The organism is Streptomyces sp. NPDC005962 (genome assembly GCF_040629205.1).
Lineage (GTDB): Bacteria > Actinomycetota > Actinomycetes > Streptomycetales > Streptomycetaceae > Streptomyces.
In genome coordinates this window covers 1-16,462 of the sequence record NZ_JBEXVE010000045.1, presented here as the reverse complement: position 1 = coordinate 16,462, position 16,462 = coordinate 1, and the positions used below count along the sequence as shown (strand labels likewise).

The 16,462-nt window shown below is 69.3% G+C and carries 12 protein-coding genes and 1 pseudogene; 7 read left to right on the top strand and 6 right to left on the bottom strand.

What is annotated here, in order from left to right; all coding sequences use genetic code 11:
* Nucleotides 1-370 precede the first annotated feature (370 nt).
* From ABZ370_RS41485 to ABZ370_RS41470, 4 genes are all read left to right on the top strand, one after another.
* Nucleotides 371-1,540, top strand: a complete 1,170-nt coding sequence (locus tag ABZ370_RS41485) for an exonuclease SbcCD subunit D (protein ID WP_358632917.1) — start codon at nt 371-373, stop codon at nt 1,538-1,540.
* 1 nt (nt 1,541) lies between these two features.
* Nucleotides 1,542-4,556, top strand: a complete 3,015-nt coding sequence (locus tag ABZ370_RS41480; RefSeq protein ID WP_358632914.1) for an SMC family ATPase — start codon at nt 1,542-1,544, stop codon at nt 4,554-4,556.
* Nucleotides 4,557-5,317: 761 nt separating this feature from the next.
* A complete protein-coding gene (locus ABZ370_RS41475; protein ID WP_358633061.1) occupies nt 5,318-6,001 on the top strand; it encodes a restriction endonuclease in 684 nt (227 codons plus the stop codon).
* A 279-nt stretch (nt 6,002-6,280) separates the two neighbouring features.
* Nucleotides 6,281-8,671: a Helicase associated domain protein gene (locus tag ABZ370_RS41470; protein WP_358632911.1), complete on the top strand. Its 2,391-nt coding sequence runs from the start codon at nt 6,281-6,283 to the stop codon at nt 8,669-8,671.
* Nucleotides 8,672-9,365: 694 nt separating this feature from the next.
* Here the strand turns inward: ABZ370_RS41470 and ABZ370_RS41465 are convergent.
* Nucleotides 9,366-9,575 carry a hypothetical protein gene (locus ABZ370_RS41465; RefSeq protein ID WP_097887225.1) on the bottom strand — a complete coding sequence of 70 codons (210 nt, stop codon included), beginning with the start codon at nt 9,573-9,575 and terminating at the stop codon, nt 9,366-9,368.
* A 700-nt stretch (nt 9,576-10,275) separates the two neighbouring features.
* On the opposite strand from ABZ370_RS41465, the gene ABZ370_RS41460 reads away from it, so the two are divergent.
* A complete protein-coding gene (locus ABZ370_RS41460) occupies nt 10,276-10,440 on the top strand; it encodes a hypothetical protein (RefSeq protein WP_358632908.1) in 165 nt (54 codons plus the stop codon).
* Nucleotides 10,441-10,820: 380 nt separating this feature from the next.
* On the opposite strand, the gene ABZ370_RS41455 is transcribed toward ABZ370_RS41460, so the two are convergent.
* Complete coding sequence (locus tag ABZ370_RS41455) at nt 10,821-11,276, bottom strand: hypothetical protein (protein WP_358632905.1); 456 nt, start codon at nt 11,274-11,276, stop codon at nt 10,821-10,823.
* A complete protein-coding gene (locus ABZ370_RS41450) occupies nt 11,273-11,428 on the bottom strand; it encodes a hypothetical protein (protein ID WP_358632902.1) in 156 nt (51 codons plus the stop codon). Before ABZ370_RS41450 ends, ABZ370_RS41455 begins: the two co-directional genes overlap by 4 nt.
* Before the next feature lie 559 nt (nt 11,429-11,987).
* Between ABZ370_RS41450 and ABZ370_RS41445 the strand changes: the two genes are divergently transcribed.
* Both ABZ370_RS41445 and ABZ370_RS41440 read left to right on the top strand, forming a co-directional pair.
* The gene (locus ABZ370_RS41445; RefSeq protein WP_358632899.1) at nt 11,988-12,398 is read left to right on the top strand and encodes a hypothetical protein; all 411 of its coding nucleotides are present in this window, start codon (nt 11,988-11,990) and stop codon (nt 12,396-12,398) included.
* Nucleotides 12,395-12,856, top strand: coding sequence for a winged helix-turn-helix domain-containing protein (locus ABZ370_RS41440; RefSeq protein ID WP_358632896.1), 462 nt, complete (start codon nt 12,395-12,397; stop codon nt 12,854-12,856). Before ABZ370_RS41445 ends, ABZ370_RS41440 begins: the two co-directional genes overlap by 4 nt.
* 95 nt (nt 12,857-12,951) lie before the next feature.
* Here the strand turns inward: ABZ370_RS41440 and ABZ370_RS41435 are convergent, their stop codons facing one another.
* From ABZ370_RS41435 to ABZ370_RS41425, 3 genes and pseudogenes are all read right to left on the bottom strand, one after another.
* The gene (locus ABZ370_RS41435) at nt 12,952-14,601 is read right to left on the bottom strand and encodes a hypothetical protein (protein ID WP_358632893.1); all 1,650 of its coding nucleotides are present in this window, start codon (nt 14,599-14,601) and stop codon (nt 12,952-12,954) included.
* 976 nt (nt 14,602-15,577) lie between these two features.
* The gene (locus tag ABZ370_RS41430; protein WP_327341125.1) at nt 15,578-15,742 is read right to left on the bottom strand and encodes a hypothetical protein; all 165 of its coding nucleotides are present in this window, start codon (nt 15,740-15,742) and stop codon (nt 15,578-15,580) included.
* Between the two features lie 644 nt (nt 15,743-16,386).
* A pseudogene (locus ABZ370_RS41425) lies at nt 16,387-16,462 on the bottom strand (SAM-dependent methyltransferase); the annotation flags it as partial.

Here is a 16,462-nt window from a genome sequence, read left to right as displayed (position 1 = left end):
GTTGAGCTCGCCTCTGCAGCATGCGCTCCTTGCGCTGCTCATTGGTCGGCGCCGCCCAGGCGTGCCATCCGGCCTCCGCAGTCCATTGCCGCGCGTGAGCGCGGGCTTCGATTCCGCACCACTGGCAGCCCCCGGGCGCCACAGTGTGCTCGGTCCTGGCAGAACGCGATAACGACATCACATCCTCCTTCCCCCACTGCTTATCTTGCCTCCTGCCACTGACAATCACCCTGCCAGCTGCGTCCGGCTCCGCCACCCGGCAGCGCAGACGAAGAAACCTTTCCCTCACATGCCCTCAAGCCTCTGAAACAAGACCGTTTATCGGGAAAACCGCCCGTAGCTCCCACCGCTCTGGTTACGGTCTGTGCCCATGAGGTTCCTGCACACCTCGGACTGGCATCTCGGCCGCCGGTTCCACGGGGAAGATCTGATCGACCACCAGCGCAAGGTCCTGGACCACATCTGCGCCACCGCCCGCACCCAGAAGGTGGACGCCCTGCTGATCGCGGGCGACATCTACGACCGCGCCATCCCAAGCCTGGACGCGGTACGCCTGTTCGACCGGGCTCTGCACCAGCTCGCCGACCTCGGCATCCCCACAATCATGATCAGCGGCAACCACGACTCGGCCCACCGCCTCGGCACCGGCTCCGGCCTGTACGCCAAAGCCGGCGTCCACCTGCGCACCGACCCCGCCGACGCCGCCCGCCCCGTCCTCCTCGACGACGAGCACGGCTCCGTCGCCGTCTATGGAGTGCCCTACCTCGAGCCCGCCCTGGCACGCACCCAGCTGGACGCCGAGACAGCCTCCCACCAGGCCGTGCTCACCTCGGCACTGGACTGCATCCGCGCCGACCTAGCCACCCGCCCGGGCACCCGCTCCGTCGTCCTCGCCCATGCCTTCGTCACCGGCGCGACCAGCAGCAGCAGCGAACGCGACATCAGCGTCGGCGGCGTCGCCCACGCCGGCGCCGACCTCTTCGACGGCATCGACTACACCGCCCTGGGCCACCTCCACCGCCCGCAGAGCGTCAACGACCGCATCCACTACAGCGGCTCCCCGCTGGCCTACTCCTTCTCCGAGACCAACCACACCAAGTCCCTCACTCTCACCGACCTGCCCGCCGACGGCGCCCACACGGTCACACGCCACGACATCCCGGCCGAACTCCACCTGCCGCTGGCCCGGCTGACCGGCCGCATCGAGGACCTGCTGACCGACCCCGCACACGAACCGCTCAGCGAAACCTGGCTGCAGGTCACCCTCACCGACACCGCCCTGCCGTACGAGGCGATGGCACGCCTCAGACAGCGCTTCTCCAAGACGCTCGACATGCGGCACGTGCCCGCCGGTATCCCGGCACAAGCCACCGACAGCCCCACCTACCGCGAACGGGTACGCGGCCGCGGCGACCTCGACATCGCCCACGACTTCATCACCGCCGTGCGCGGCACCCCACCCACCACCGCAGAGGCAGGCCTCCTGCAAGAGGCCGTCGACGACATGCGCGTGCGCGCCCAGGAGAAGGAAACCGTCTGACATGCGTCTGCACTCCCTGCGCCTGCAGGCCTTCGGCCCCTTCGCCCGCCGCCACACCGTCGACTTCGACGCCCTGTCCGCCGACGGCCTGTTCCTTCTGCACGGCGACACCGGCGCCGGCAAGAGCACCCTGTTCGCCGCCGTCTGCTTCGCCCTCTACGGCCTGCCGCCCCACGAACGCAACATGCGACTGCGCAGCGATCACGCGCCCGCGGATCTGCTCACCGAAGTGACCCTGGAAGTAACCCTGGCCGGCAAGCGCCTGCAAATCCGCAGAATCCCCGCCCAGAAGCGACCCCACCTGCGCAACAGCGCAGAACTCGTCGACCAGAAGGCCGAAACCTACCTGCACCAGTGGGTCCTCGACGAACACGGACACGGCCGGTGGGAAGGCATCATCAAGTCCCACAAGGAAGCCGCAGAAGAGATCAAGTCCCTCCTGCGCCTGACCCGGCAGCAGTTCTGCCAGGTCGTCCTGCTCCCACAGAACGAGTTCACCAAGTTCCTGCGCGCCGACGCATCCGAACGCCGGGTCCTGCTCGGCACCCTCTTCGGCACCCGCCGCTTCGGCCTCATCGAAGAATTCCTCGCCCACCGCAAAACCCTCACCGCCAAGACGCGCGACGAGGCCCGCGCCGACGTCCTGCGCCTGGCCGAACGCATCCAGCAGGCAGCCGGCGACGACCTCGAACCGGCCCAGAACGCCCCCCGGGCCGACGACCCCGCCACCCTCACCGCACCCGCCCGCGCCTGGGCTGCCGCCCTGCACCGCCAGGCCCTCACCCGCCAAGACGCCGCCGACGCTGCCACCGAGACCGCCGAGCAGCAGCTGACCGAAGCCCGCCGGGCAGAACAGGCCGTCCGCGACCTCCACCGTCTCCAGCAGGCCCACCGCACCACCGCACACGACCTCGGCCTGCTCCACGAGCAGGCCACCCACCACGACCACCTCGCTGAACGCCGCGACCGCGCCGTGAAAGCCCAACAACTGCAATCCGTCCTGGAGACCGCACACACCGCCGACCGCGAGCACACCCGTGCCCTGGACGACGACAGCCGCGCCCGCGCCCTGCTGTCGCCCGAACACGCATCCCTCGACACCGTCGGCCTCGCTCACTCCGCCCAGCAGCTGCACGCCGAAACCGGCGCCGTCCAGGCACTGCTGCCCGACGAGGCCACCCTCCAGCGCCACACGACAGAACTGGCCGCACTCGACCGCGAGCGCCAGCAGCTCACCGAAACCCTCACCGACGCCCAGCAATGGCTCAACGCCCTTCCGCAACGCCGCGCTGACCTTGCCACGCGCCTGGAAACCGCCCGCAGCGCGCAGGAAACCAGCCGCGAACTCACCCCCACCCTCAACCTCGCCGAAAAGCAGCTGGAAGCCGCCAGGCGCCGTGACGCACTCGACCAGCAGATCAGCGCCGCCCACAAAGTCCTCAGCCAGGCCGAGAAGGACTCCACGCAAGCCGCGAAAACGTACGTCGACATCCGGCGCCGCCGCACGGACGGCATCGTCGCCGAGCTCGCCGGCCGGCTCGTCGACGGCGAAGACTGCCCCGTATGTGGTTCCCCCACCCACCCCGCACCCGCCACTGCCCAGCCCGGCCAGCCCACCGCCGCCGACGAACAGGCCGCCGAAGCCGCCCACACCCGCGCCCAGCAGAGCGAGAACACGGCCAAAGAGGCCCTGGCCCAGCTGAACGAACAGGCCGCCACAGCACGCGGTGAAGCCGGCGGCAACACCCCCCTCACCGACCTCACCGCCCACCGCACCGCCCTCGAACAACACCTCGCCGACGCCCTCTCCCAGGCAGCCGACGCCGGACCGGCCGGCGAACAACTCGCCCTCCTCGAAAAAGAACAGGCCGACACCGAGCACACCCGCAACACCGCAACCGCACGCATGGGCGCCGCCGACGCCACCTACGACAGCCTGCACACCCAGCGCGAAGAGCTCACCCACCGCCTGGCAACTGCCCTCAACGGACACGCCACACTCGCCGACCGCATCACCCACCTCACCCAGCACGCCGGCCGACTCGAGGCCGCCGTCGCGTGCGGGGCCACCGTGACAACAACCGCCACGGACCGCCACAGCGCCACCGCTCTCGCAGAGCAGGCAGCGCACGCGGCAGGCTTCACCTCCCCGGCCGAAGCCTCGGCCGCCCGCCTGCCCGACGACGAACTCACCGCGATCGACAAAGAGATCAGCCACTGGCGTGAACAGCGCCTCGTACTGACCGCCCGGCTCGCCGAACCCGAACTGCAGGCAGCCATCACCCAGCCACCCGCCGACCTCGAGCACGCCGTCACCGAACTGAACACCGCCACCACAACCCACACCCGCACGGCAGCCCTCGCCACCCAGGCCGCCGACCGGACAACTACCCTGGCCACCCTCACCGCTCAGCTGGACACCCAGATCCAGCGCCTGGAACCCCTCGAGGACGCCTACCGCACCGTCGATCACCTCCACGGCCTCATCAGCGGCGGCTCACCCAGCAACCAGCTCCGCATGCAACTGGAGTCCTACGTCTTGGCAGCCCGTCTTGAAGACGTCGTCGACGCCGCCAACACCCGCCTGTCACGCATGTCCCACCACCGCTTCACCCTCGTCCACTCCGACGACAGAGCCGCCCGAGGCGCAAAGTCAGGCCTGGACCTCAAGGTCCTCGACGCCTGGAGCGGACACAAACGCCACACGGACACCCTCTCCGGCGGCGAATCCTTCTACGTCTCCCTGGCCCTCGCCCTGGGCCTGGCCGACATCGTCACCGCCGAAGCAGGCGGCCAGGCACTGGACACCCTCTTCATCGACGAAGGCTTCGGCACCCTCGACGAAGACACCCTCCACCAAGTCCTCGACGTCCTGGACTCCCTGCGCGCCCACGACCGCACCGTCGGACTCATCAGCCACGTCCCCGAACTGCGCCGCCGCATCACCCAGCGCCTGCACATCTCCAAGCACATCGACGGCTCCACCCTCACCCACCTGACCGAAGCGGCCGAATGACCGCACGATGGACGCTGGACCCGTCCACGGCCCTCGCCGACCAGAACGCAGGGCCCCAGGCCACGGACACCTGCCGATCTCCAGTCCGCCGTGGGCCCAAGGCGTAGCCACAACCGCGGGGCTGCCCATAGCCCCCTCGGCCCCTGCCGAGAAAGGCAGCCCCACAGCGCCCCGGCGTCGAAAGCAGCACATCCCCTGAAGGCAGCCGCCTGCCTCGCAGACGGATCGCATCGAACACGTATTGCTTCATGCCATTTCTGAATGTGATCGAAGTGTCGGAAACAGAGCACTGCGGTGCGTGAGCACTCGCATCGGCCACCAGAGCCGTACCAGTACACGCCAGTCCAGTCCGCATGACAGGGGTTTCCGCAGGCCCGAGGACTGCTGTCCCGCATGTTCGAACACCGCCGGACGCATGCCCGCATCACGGCGGGTTTTCGAGGCCATGCCATGGCTTCCACTGATCAAACCGGCGGATTTGTCAGTGCCCGCTGCTACACCAATTCTCAGAGATCAGACCGCAGTTGGCGGCCTGACGACACGGAGGAGGAAGCAGTGGCGAAGCCGCCCGAGGGCTACTACAAGGTGCGAAGTCATTACCGGCGCAAACCCCGCCCGAGCGCGAAGAAACTGAGCGGCTGGTCGATCGCAGGGCTGGTCGCGGTGGTGTGGCTATGGAGCCAGCTCATCGGCTTCGGAGAGGCATCCCCGAAAACGCCGCAAACCCCTACACCATCAGTACCAGCGAGCGTGGGCCGCTGATGCCCCGCCGCTCACCCCGGCTGCGCCCACCCCGCGGCGGCAAGGAACAGGCCGCGGCCGCGGCCGTCGCTTGCGCCGTACTCTGGCTGCTGGCCAAGATCGTCACAGCCCAATGGCAGGCAGCCGTCCGCGTCTGGCCGTTGCTCGCCCTCCTTGCGGCTCTCGCCCTCGGGTACGCAGCCTGGCGGCTCATGCGTGCGGCACGGGCCCGGAAGATGCGGGCCGAGACGTTGGCCCGGCTGAGGATCACGCTCGCACAGCTCGACGCCATGGACGACCGGGCTTTCGAATTCGCCCTACGTGACCTGCTTCTCCGGGACGGCTGGAACGCACGGCAGGTCGGCCGGCAAGGAGACCAGGCCGCAGACGTCATCGGCGAGGACCGCCAGCGCGGCAGAATCGTCCTGCAGGCCAAGCACACCACCGTCGCTGGCAAGGTCGGCTCCTCAGTGATGTACCAGGTCAAAGGAACCGCAGGCCCCGTCCACGGAGCCGACACCGCGGTCGTGGTCACCAACGGCTCGTTCACCCGGGACGCCAAAACATGGGGCGAACGCCACCAAGTGCACTGGGTCGACCGGGACCGGCTCCGCCGGTGGGCCGAACACGGCACACCCCTGCAAGACCTCCTGCGCCTGCCCAATCGACCGGCTCGCAAGACAGCCTTCCGCCGGGCTGCATGAAACAAGCGGAGAGCGCCCCAACCCAGACAGGACGCAACCAATAGAGCACCCGCAACCAAGAAGTGGACAGACCGGCAGCCTCCAGGGCCGCGACGATGAACTCACGTCCTCCCATCGCAATGCAGACTCACCGCGATCGCCCATAGCCCGCAACCGACAACGCCGATCACGGGGCGCGCGCGGCCGCCAGCGCGCCCCCGCCAAGGCAGAGACACTGCGCCACACCCCCGCCGTGCGCGAGAATGAACGCGCCCCTCACGTATGCCGAGGAACCGTGCGATGACCGCCAGCCCCACCGCCACAGAACACACAGGGCGTCTGGTCCTGCGCATAGACCAACAGGAAGGCCTCGCCAGCACGGTCCGCCACCTGCGCCGCCCGCGCACCCGCGGGCATGCCGTCTCGGCCTGCGGCACCGGCAAGACCCTCTTCGCCCTGCGCGTCGCCGAGGAACTCGGCGTTCGCCACCTGGCGGTGGCGGTGCCCAGCCTGGACCTGGTTGCGCAGTGGGCGGCGGCCGCCCGCGCGGACGGCCGCCGCGAGCCGATGATCACTGTCTCCTCGCTGCGCGCCGAATCCCACCCGCTCCTCGCCGAGGCCGAGGTCGACTCGGCCAACGCGGGGGAGTACTTGGCCTACTGGCTGGGCCGCCACCCCAAAGCGACGGTGTTCTTCACCTACGACTCGCTGTCCAAGATCGAAGAGGCCCAGCACTCCGCGATCTTCCCCGCCCCCGTCTTCGGCCTGCTGATCGTGGACGAAGCCCACGCCACGGCCGGAACCTGGGAGAAGAACTGGACTGCGCTGCACGACAACGAGCGCATCCCTGCCGAGCGTCGCCTCTACCTCACCGCCACCCCGTATGTGTGGGAAGCCCCTCGCCTGACCGAACCGCCCACCACCAGGGCGCAGCCCAAGCGCACCACCGCCACCGCACCGGCTTGGGACGACCCATCCCTGCTGGCGACCATGGACCAGCCGAAGATCTTCGGCCCCCGCCTGCACACCTACACCCACGCCGACGCCATCGACGACGGCGTCCTGGCCGACTACCAGCTCGTCGTCCCCACCGTCACCGACATCGAACTGCGCACCGCGCTCACCGACCCGGAAACCGGGCCCACCGCGCGCCGCACCACCGCCCTGCACCTGGCCATCCTCAAGGCCATGCGCGAGCAGGACCTACGGCACGTGTTCGTCTACTTCCAACAGATCGCGGACGCCGCCGACTTCGCTCGCCAGTTCGCCCACACCCTGCGCACCCTCCCTGACGAACTGCGCCCCGACTGGGCGGGCGAGGTCGTCGTGCAGTCCATCGACGGCACCCACAGCCCCCGCCGGCGCGCCGACACCATCGCCCGCTTCACCGACGCCGAGCGAGGCGTGCTGGCCAACGCCAAGGTCCTCGGCGAAGGCGTCGACCTGCCGACCGTCGACGGCGTCGTCTTCGCCGACCGCACCGCCAGCGTCCGCCGCATCGTCCAGGCCCTGGGCCGCGCCCTGCGCAAACCTCCCACCCTCAAGACGAAGACGGCCAGCCTCGTCGTCCCTGCCTACATTCCGCCCGGCGCCGACCCCACCGACCTGCTCGGCACCCCCTACGAGGCGCTCTGGCTGGTCACCGGCGCCCTGCGCCACCACGACCAGACCATCGCCGCCCGCGCTCCGCGGGCCAAGAACACCCATCCCGCCCGCGACTCCCACACCTACATCACCCGCCGCTTCCGCTTCGACCACACCCTCGACCCTTCGGCGATCGCCCGCGCCCTGGACCTGCTGGTGTGGCCCTCCAGCGGCGCCGTCCTGTCCGCCCCCCGCCGCGCCGGACTCGCCGCCGCCGTCCGCTACCACGCCGAACACGGCCACCTGCGCGTGAGCGCCGACTACGAGGACGCCTACGGCTACCGGCTGGGCAGCTTCATCACCGGCCAGCGAACCGCCCACCAGGCCGGAGCCCTCGACCAGAGCTGGATCGCCGAGCTCGAGGACCTCGGCATGATCTGGGACGACCACGAGGCCACCTGGCAGGGCCACCTGGCCACCGTCGAATCCTTCCACGCCGAACACGGCCACCTCGCCATCCCCGCCCAGGCCCCCGGCGGCCAGTTCCTCGCCGACCAGCGCGCCGCCGCCCGCAAAGACCGCCTCACCCCCGACCGCGACGTCCAGCTCACTGCCCTCGACCCGGACTGGAAACTCCCGCACGGCCCCGACTGGCACCGCAAGTACCACCTGCTGCGCCGCCACCTCGAAGCCGGCACCCACCCCAGCACCCTGTCCCGCGACACGGTCATCCACGAGGTGAAGGCGGGCAGCTGGCTGCACCGCCAGTTCACCGACTGGGACCGGCTCGATCCCGGCCAGCGCGACCTGCTTGCCCGCATCGGCCTCACCCCCGACCGCGTCACCCTGGAGACGGGCGTACCGGGTACACCACGGCGGCGCAGCTTCGCGCAGACCGCCGAGATCCTCGCCCTGTTCGTCGAGCGGTGGGGTCGCGCGCCCGGAGCCCGCGAGTGGATCGAGGTCGACGGCGAGCGCGTCATGATCGGGCCCTGGCTCGCCAAGACCCGCACCAAACTGAATGCTGGCCAACTCCTCTCCAGCCAAGTGGAGTTGCTGTCCTCCACTCTTGCCGAGCACGGCATCGATTCGAGCCCCCGCCCCTGACCGTGGCGCCACCCTGTGCTCACTCCAGAGCATCGCGCAGCATCCCCGAAGCCCCCTCGCCGAACCGGCGTGAGCGGGCCGGCCGGGTGCGGGACGCTCACGGTCCGGTCGGCCGGACCGGTGGAGAGATGGACCCGGGAAGCCCTAACCGGTTCCGTATCGGTCCACGTACGCGGTGCCCCGCCGGGACGTCCCCACGCCAGCCTGCTCCCGATGCCATCAGACGCACGTCCCACGCTCGTCTGGAAAATCTCCGTTTCCGAAAACCCTCCATCCGGCCGGGCTTCGGTTTTTGAAGTTCTGGATTTTTCATGTTCCGCCGGATCGGAAAAATGGCGAAACGGCATCCGGGCCGATTTGAGCGGCAGGCAGAAACTTTGAAGGCGCCGGAACCGTAAAAGTTGATTCACCATTTTCAGGCGAACGCAGCGAAACGAAAGATGGCCGACGTGCGCATCCCGAAAACCTCGAAAACAAGAAACGCGCTGCGGGAGTGGAATCACCACTCCCGCAGCGCGTAGAATGACAGGGTCCGAAGATTTGGCAGGAACCAAATTTTCGGATCCGGTCTGGTTGATCTGGATTGCGTCCGGACCCGGGAGCCTGTGAAGCTGCTCGCTGAAAGTTCCCGGGACTGACCGAGACCGCCGCGGAGCCTGGACCCACGGATCACGTGGTACCGGGCTCCGCGGGCCTACAGGAAGGGCTGGACCAGCGGAAAGAGCTGTTCCTGCATCTGCAGCCACACCCCATGGATGGTGTGGCTTCCGTAGTAGGCGATCGCCAGGGTCATGTACGTCGCCTCGTACCACGACATGGTGTCGGGCATGGAGGGCGGCGTCCCGGCCGGTTCGGCGATCGGGTCCTCGGCTGACTCGTTGGAATTGATCTCGTCGTCGGCCATGGCGGCACTGCCTTTCTCTGTGGATTTATAAAGCTACGAGACGAGTTTACCCGCAGTCGCCCTGCATTCCCTTCATCGTGGCGAATACCGGCTTCTTGATCGCGGCCTGCGAGAGTAATTCATGGGCGATCGGCCCGTTTTGTCCTCACCTCTTCGGGCGGGAACGGAGCCCCTACGTATTGGATTGTGAGGCGTGTCTCAATTCGGCGTGCCGCTGACGCGGACGGCGGGATATTCGTGCGGTATGCAGGGATCTTTTCGAAGGCTGCGCGTGACGGTTGTCAGGCGCAGCCCCGTGCTGCCTGTCGCTGCGTCTGGCATGCGGCTCCGGAGCGCTTGCGGCTCCGCGGTGCGTCAGAACATCCGTGCCCGGGGGCAGGGCGCACGATGGTGGGGCGGGCCTTCGCGCCGATCCCGAGCCGGTGCGAAGGCCCCGGCGGGTGCCCGGATCGCGCAGTAGTAGCGCCGCACGCCCTCTGCGCAGCGGCCGACGTCCCACGCCGGGCCCTGGGCCGGGCACGTATGTGTGACCGGGCCGGGACCGACGGCGAGCCCTTCGGCTGGCTAGGCCGACCGGTGCCATCACCACCTTTGCCGCATCACCGAGGACCAACGTGCGTGGCCGGCTTCCCGGGTTCGCCGCTGTGGCGGGGCCCAGGAAGGGCGCTCGGGCGAGCATCTCCTCGTCAAGGAGACGATGTTGAACGAGGGACGACAGTACAGCGGACTCGTCGGCGGCGGCGTCCTCCGCGTCGTGCTGCAGGAACCGGCAGACGGTGAGCAGGACCAATCGGCGCGGTCCGGCTTCCTCGGAGAGACGAGGCGACACGGCAATCCCGCACGCGGTGTGCTGGAAGTGCCATGACGAACGTAGCGTTTCGCGAAGACGGTCTCGGACGGCGTCCGGCGACAGGTTCTGCATGAACCTGGTGTCCTGCCAGGTGCCCGTCAGATCGTGCGTCTCCCCGGGCATGAGGTCCCTGCACGTCCTGCTGATGTACAGGACATGCTCGCCTGGCGACGGGGCAACGAAGGCCCCGCTCTGTGCGGTTGCCGCTGTGCAGGTCTCCTCGGCGGCCCGCCAGTGAGCTGCTGCACGGATCCGCTCGGCTTCGGCCCGGGCGTCGTCGATGACGGCCTGGGCCTGACGCTGCGCCTCGGCGAGAAGTTCGTCGGCTTCACGGCGGGCCTGCCCGGTGATCTTCGCGGTCTCCGCCTGGGCGGAGACCGCCTGCCATGCGGCGTTCAGATTGTCCAGGACCGCTCCCAGGGCTCGTCGTTCTTGCCGGGGTGGACACGGTTCGTGATGCACACGCCGGAGGAGCCCGGCAGCGCTTCCGGGGGCGCCGCCTCCACGCGCACGGCGGTGCCGGCGGCCGTGAGGCCGACGACGTTGAGGGATGTCTGCCGCATGGCCATCTCCTCGAGAGCCTGCTCGGCGCAGGGGATGCTGTGACCGGCGGCGACCCGCAGCCACCGTCCGGCGGCGCCGAAGTCACCGCGCTCGAGGTACTCCTGGCCCAGTGCGTACGCCTCGTATCCCAGAACCGTTTCGTCGGCCTGTGTCGTCAGTGCTGCCCGCTCCTCCGCACTGCGGCCCTTCAGGCGCTTCATGATCGTGGCGAAGCTCTCCCTCTTCTCCGCCGAGCTCAGCGTGATGCCCTCCTGCGGCATGCCTTCCTTGTCTTCCACGGGGTTCACCGGTGCACCTCCTTTGCCCACCCGGCAGGCTCGCACGCGTCCATGCGCGGCGACTTCCTCAGCGTCTGCAGCGCCTTTTTCAGGATCTTCTTCATGTTGTCCGGACCCAGGCCAAGGACCGCGGCGCACTCCGTGACCGGAAGGTCGGCCACGTACCGGTGCAACAGAGCCTGCTGCCGGGCGGCTTCATCACGTACCCGGCCGCGTCATCCCCGGCACGGCCGACCAGCCAGTCCTCGAAGTACTGCACACAGACCCGGCGTTCGGCCCGCCAGCGGTTCGATACCGGGCACGGGCTCCCATCCCGGCGGGCCCGGACGGCGTCGCAGCGGCCGGCGGGCGGAGCAGGCGCGCCTGGAGACGGCCGTCTTTGCCCTGCCGGACGGCGTCGTCCGGCAGGGCCGCGCGGCGAGCAGTGAGGTGCCGCTGCGTGAAGTTCGCTTGAGACGGCAGCCAGGACCAAGGTCGGTCACGGGAGTTCGAGGCCGTGGCGGAACGACTCGCGTGGGTCCCGGACGGCTTTGGGGCTGCGGCCTCCGGCGGTATGGGCGCCGAGGCCGCTGACCGGGCGCGGCACGCTGTTCGGCGGGTACGCCACCGTCGTGCCGGCCGCCTCCCGGTGGGGGCGGAAGGCGAGGGCAGGGGCGGCAGTGCGGTCTCGGTGACCCCGTCCATCTTGTGATTATCGTAAAAGTTTACGATAATCGAAAAATGCCGCTGATCGATGAACTCGCTGCCGTGCTCTGTCCGTTGCCCGAGCCGGGGAGCGTGATCCCGGAGGAGGCCTTCCCCGACGCCTACGAGGCGGCCGAGCGTGAGCGCTCGGAGTACGCCTCCAACCTGGAGGCCGCCGCCCTGGGCATCGAGGCCGATCCCCTGATCCTGGCCCTGGAGGAGGCCCGGGCACAGAGGGAGGCGGCCGACCGCCGTGTCCGTCTGGTCCTGGCCTACGCCCGGGAGTTCCAGCCCGCGAGCCGCTACCCCCTGCGTGAACTAGGCCCGGCCTCCGGCTACACGCCCTCGGGCGTGACCACCGCCTACGACGCCCAGCAGATCGAACTGGTCCAGAGCCGGATCCACCGCGCACCCCGGCGCCCCGTCCCCGGCGAGGACCCGTCGTGAGCAACAGCGCGGCAGCGCCCGGCCGTCCACGCGCGGGGGCCCGCAGGGCTGCGGCCGAGCGTCTGCCGCGGTCCTCGGGCCGGCCTCCCTACCGGCTCGTGGCCGACGACCTGCGGCGCCAGATCCTCGTCGGGCGGCTGGCCCCCGGTGACCAGGTGCCACCCTCCCGCATCCTCCAGGAGGACTACGGCATCGCCGACATGACCGCCCGGTCCGCCGTACGGGTCCTGCGGGACGAGGGCCTCGTCCGTACCGAGCACGGCCGGGGAACCTTCGTCGCCCACCCCCTCCTCGCCGGTTCCCTATCCGCGACTGCCGACCGGCCGCACATGCCCACGGACGAGTACACCGAACTTTCGCGCCGCATCGACGAGCTCGACGACGTCCTGGACACCTTGCTACGCCTCTTCGGACAGGCCGGCAGCCTCCGCCGGCGGTCGGCCGCACCCGTCACGTGACAGGCGGCGGCCCCCGCCACCAGTCATGGCCTGGATCGTCTGCGTTTTGCACAACTCGCGGTGAACGGCGCTGTGTTGACGCTGCCGACGCGTGCCTACTCGGGCCGTTCGGCTCCCAGGTAGCGCACGGCCGGGATGTGCTCGGCCAGGCGCATGACCACCGTGGCGTGCCCGTGTTCGGCGAACTCGCGCCGTGCCTCCTTCATGTTCAGGATCTTGTTCATGGTGTAGGTCTCGGTGCAGGGGCCGAGGTCGATCTGGTGGTCGCCGAGTGTGAAGATCATGGATTCGTATCCGGCGGTGAGGCGGAACATCCCGCCGCGGATGTCGGCCAACTTGTCGAGGCCCTCGGCACTGACCACCTCCACGGACATGCTCTCGCCCCGCAGGACGATCTTCTCTCCGTCGAGCAGTGCGTGGATCTCCTTGACCTCACGCACGTCTTGCTGGGTGAAGTCGTCGGGGACGGGGAAGAACTGGCCGGTCCGGCTCTGCAGCCGGGCCAGGTCCTCGTATGCATCGGCCCAGAACCCGGCTTCGCCCGCCTCCCAGCCGCGCGGTGTCATGCCGGTGGTGACCGGGGCGCGCAGCTGGCCGTTGGTGTCCCCGGCGAGGATGAGCGCCATGAAGCGGCCGGGGTGGCTCTCGGCGATCAGCCGCAGCACCGGCACCATGGCCGTCGGCATCGCGGCCTCGGGCGGCTCGAAGGAGAACTTGAGCTGGCCGGAGAGATCGCGCCGGTCGAAGCGCACCTGCACCCGCATCAGGCCGGTCAGGTCGCTGCCGTGGAGGGTTCCGCCGTCCGTGCCGAGGACGCGGTGTGCGAAGGTCACGGGCAGGGAGGTGACCGGGAGGCCGGAGGGCTCCTGGACGATCATCTGCCCGCGCAGCGGCGGCGTCACCTCCTGGTGGGGCGAGGTGATGCGCACGCCGCCGAGCGTGAGCTGTTCCAGCCCGAGCCCGGCGGGCCCGGCCAGGCCGGCTTCGGCGAGGTTGTCCGCCGTCAGCTCCACGTCGCCGCCGAAGCGCATCGTCTCCTCGTACTGGCGCCGCCGCTGCGCCTCCTGCGGGTCACCGGCGGGGAAGCGGATGCGGCCGGTGAAACGGATCGCCGCCTGCCCGTCGGGGGCGGGCCTCTTGGGCGTCAGGTGCACGACCGTCTGCCCGTCCGCGCCCAGCGTGGTGTGCACCGCGTAGTGCGGGGAGATCTCCTGGACCCGCGCCTGCAGTGTGTTCGCCCGCTCGATGTAGTCGGGAAGCCCGCCCAGCAGCACGTCGCGCTCGGCGCGGGCCTCGGCGATCCGCTCCAGGATGTAGTCGCCGGACTCCTGCAGCGCGTAGCGCACCAGATCGGGATGGGCCGCGAACTTCTCGTTCAGCCAGCTGCGCCCGTGCCAGTGCCGTGCGAACGGGAACTGCTCGCGCAGGCCCTCGAACCACCGCTCTTCGGCGGGGTTGTGGTCGATCGGTACCAGCAGGTCCCAGTGGTCGGGCTGGTGGCGGGCCGCCGACACCAGCGAGCGCACCACTTGCCTGCGGCGTACCTGGGTCATGCGGCCGGTGAACGACTTCGCCTCGTAGACGACGAGTTCACCGTCCTCGGTGTACTCGAACAGGTCCCGGCCGCCGTCTCCGCCGCTGCCGTCGACCGCCCGCGCCTTCTCGCGCAGCCGCAGCATCAGCAGGGTCACCAGTGACTCGGACACTTTCGGGCTCTCGGCCAGCTTGTCCCACGGAACCTTCACCGCACACCCGTCCTTCGAACGCCTACAGACATCACGACCTCCGCCTGGCTGCTGCACCACCCCTGTACCGCACCCTCCCGGGCCCCGGCGGACGATCCCCCGGCCTGACCTGCCAAGGAGCCTCACCCTCATGCCCACCCGCCGCCGATGGCCCGCCCGCACGACCGCCGCCGCACTCCTCCTGGCCCCCACCACCGTCCTCGCCCTCGGCGCCGCCTACGCCCCACGCCCCGCCCACCGCACCGCCGCCCGCCACACCCTCCACCTCCTCCTACGCCTCGCCCCTGGTACCCCGACCGCCCGCGGGAAGCGGGCGGACGGCGAGTGTGACGTCCGGGAAGCCGTGCCCAGGGGTTGGGGAGGAGACGGACGGGCCGGATACACCCGGCCCGTCAGCGGGACTTCGCCTACGGCATCCCGCTCTTCACCACGGGACGGCTGCGCGCCCTGTACGGGATCGTGCATCCCTGCCCTGAACTGGCCGCCCTGTCACCGCAGTTGGAGTATCAGCACATGGTGGTGCGCGACGAGCACGAAGCCCGGCAACTGGCCCGCGTGATGTCGTCGCGGGCCTGCATCACGCACCGGGGCCTGTCCCGCGACGCGGACCGCCTGGACAGCCTGAGACACGCCCGGCAGTGGCCAAGCGGGAGGCCAGGATGCCGAGTTCGCGCGACGGGTATGCGGGGATTGGCCGATACTGGCCCGGTGTCTGGCCGTACGGAGACCAACGTCCGCCTGCCGTGGTGTGCAGTGAAGGCCCTGGCCGCGGTCGGTGCCCGGAAAGGGACGTCGCGGGACGCGACGCTGCGCCAACTGCTGGCACGTGCGCAGTACGCCTCCACAGTTTCGCAGACCGAGTGGGCCCAAGTCCGCTGTCCGGACCGAGCGTTGAGGCAAACCGGCGTGTGGGCAGTTCGCCACGACAAGACCCTCGATCTCCACCAGACGATCCCCGCGGCGCCCTGAACGAAGGCTATTCGAGTCCCGCGTAGGCGATGCTCAAAACGGTGACCGTGCGAGTCTGATCCCCGATCAGAAGCACAACGGCGAGGTCACCGGCGGCCCACAGCCACATCACGCCGTCGTCGATGTCTCCGTACGGGTCGGTGGCGGCGCGGGGGTCGTTGGCCGAGTCCAAGAGGAACTGGGCGACCCGCGCGCGGGCCTTGTCAGGCAGATCCCGGTAGACGGCATGGGATCTGGGAGTCTCTCACCCAGGGCCTGAAGCCCGGGAAGAGCAGTGAGGTTGAACTGCCGCCAGAACTCCTGCCGCATGTCCGGCGTAGGCAGTGCATGAGCGATGGAGTCGGGGGTCCACTCTCGGCCCATGATCACAACCGCCTCGTAGGTCGTCGGCTCGGCCCCGGCATATGACGCACCGCCGCACCAACACGAAGAGCGGGGGAGAGGCAGAACTCGAATCTTCCAAAGTTCTGCAGACAAGGAAGCACCCAAACACCAGAGCCTCGAAGCACTTGGCTGATCACTTACCCGACGAGGCATCAACACGACCCCGAGACGGAACCAGCCGCTCCTGCAGCGAGAGAGGAGCCGGCCACGGAGTGGACGGCTCACTCAACAAGCTGACACACTGTCAAAGCTGCGCCTTGCAAACCTAGAAGAGTCGGGGAGGAGGAACGATCGCGGAGCGATCGGGACACCGCACCGACGTCCCCCTCATGATCCGCGGAGCGGATCAACGGTCCCGGAGGGACCGCGTTCTCCGCGGAGCGGAGACGGTTACCGACGCGTAGCGTCGGCGCGTCGTTCCTGCGGAGCATCATCGGAGCGCAGCCAGTGAAGGGCCGTGGCTGTAAGTACCGCATCGTAAGTGGGGTGCGGCAGCCGCTCCGTCCAC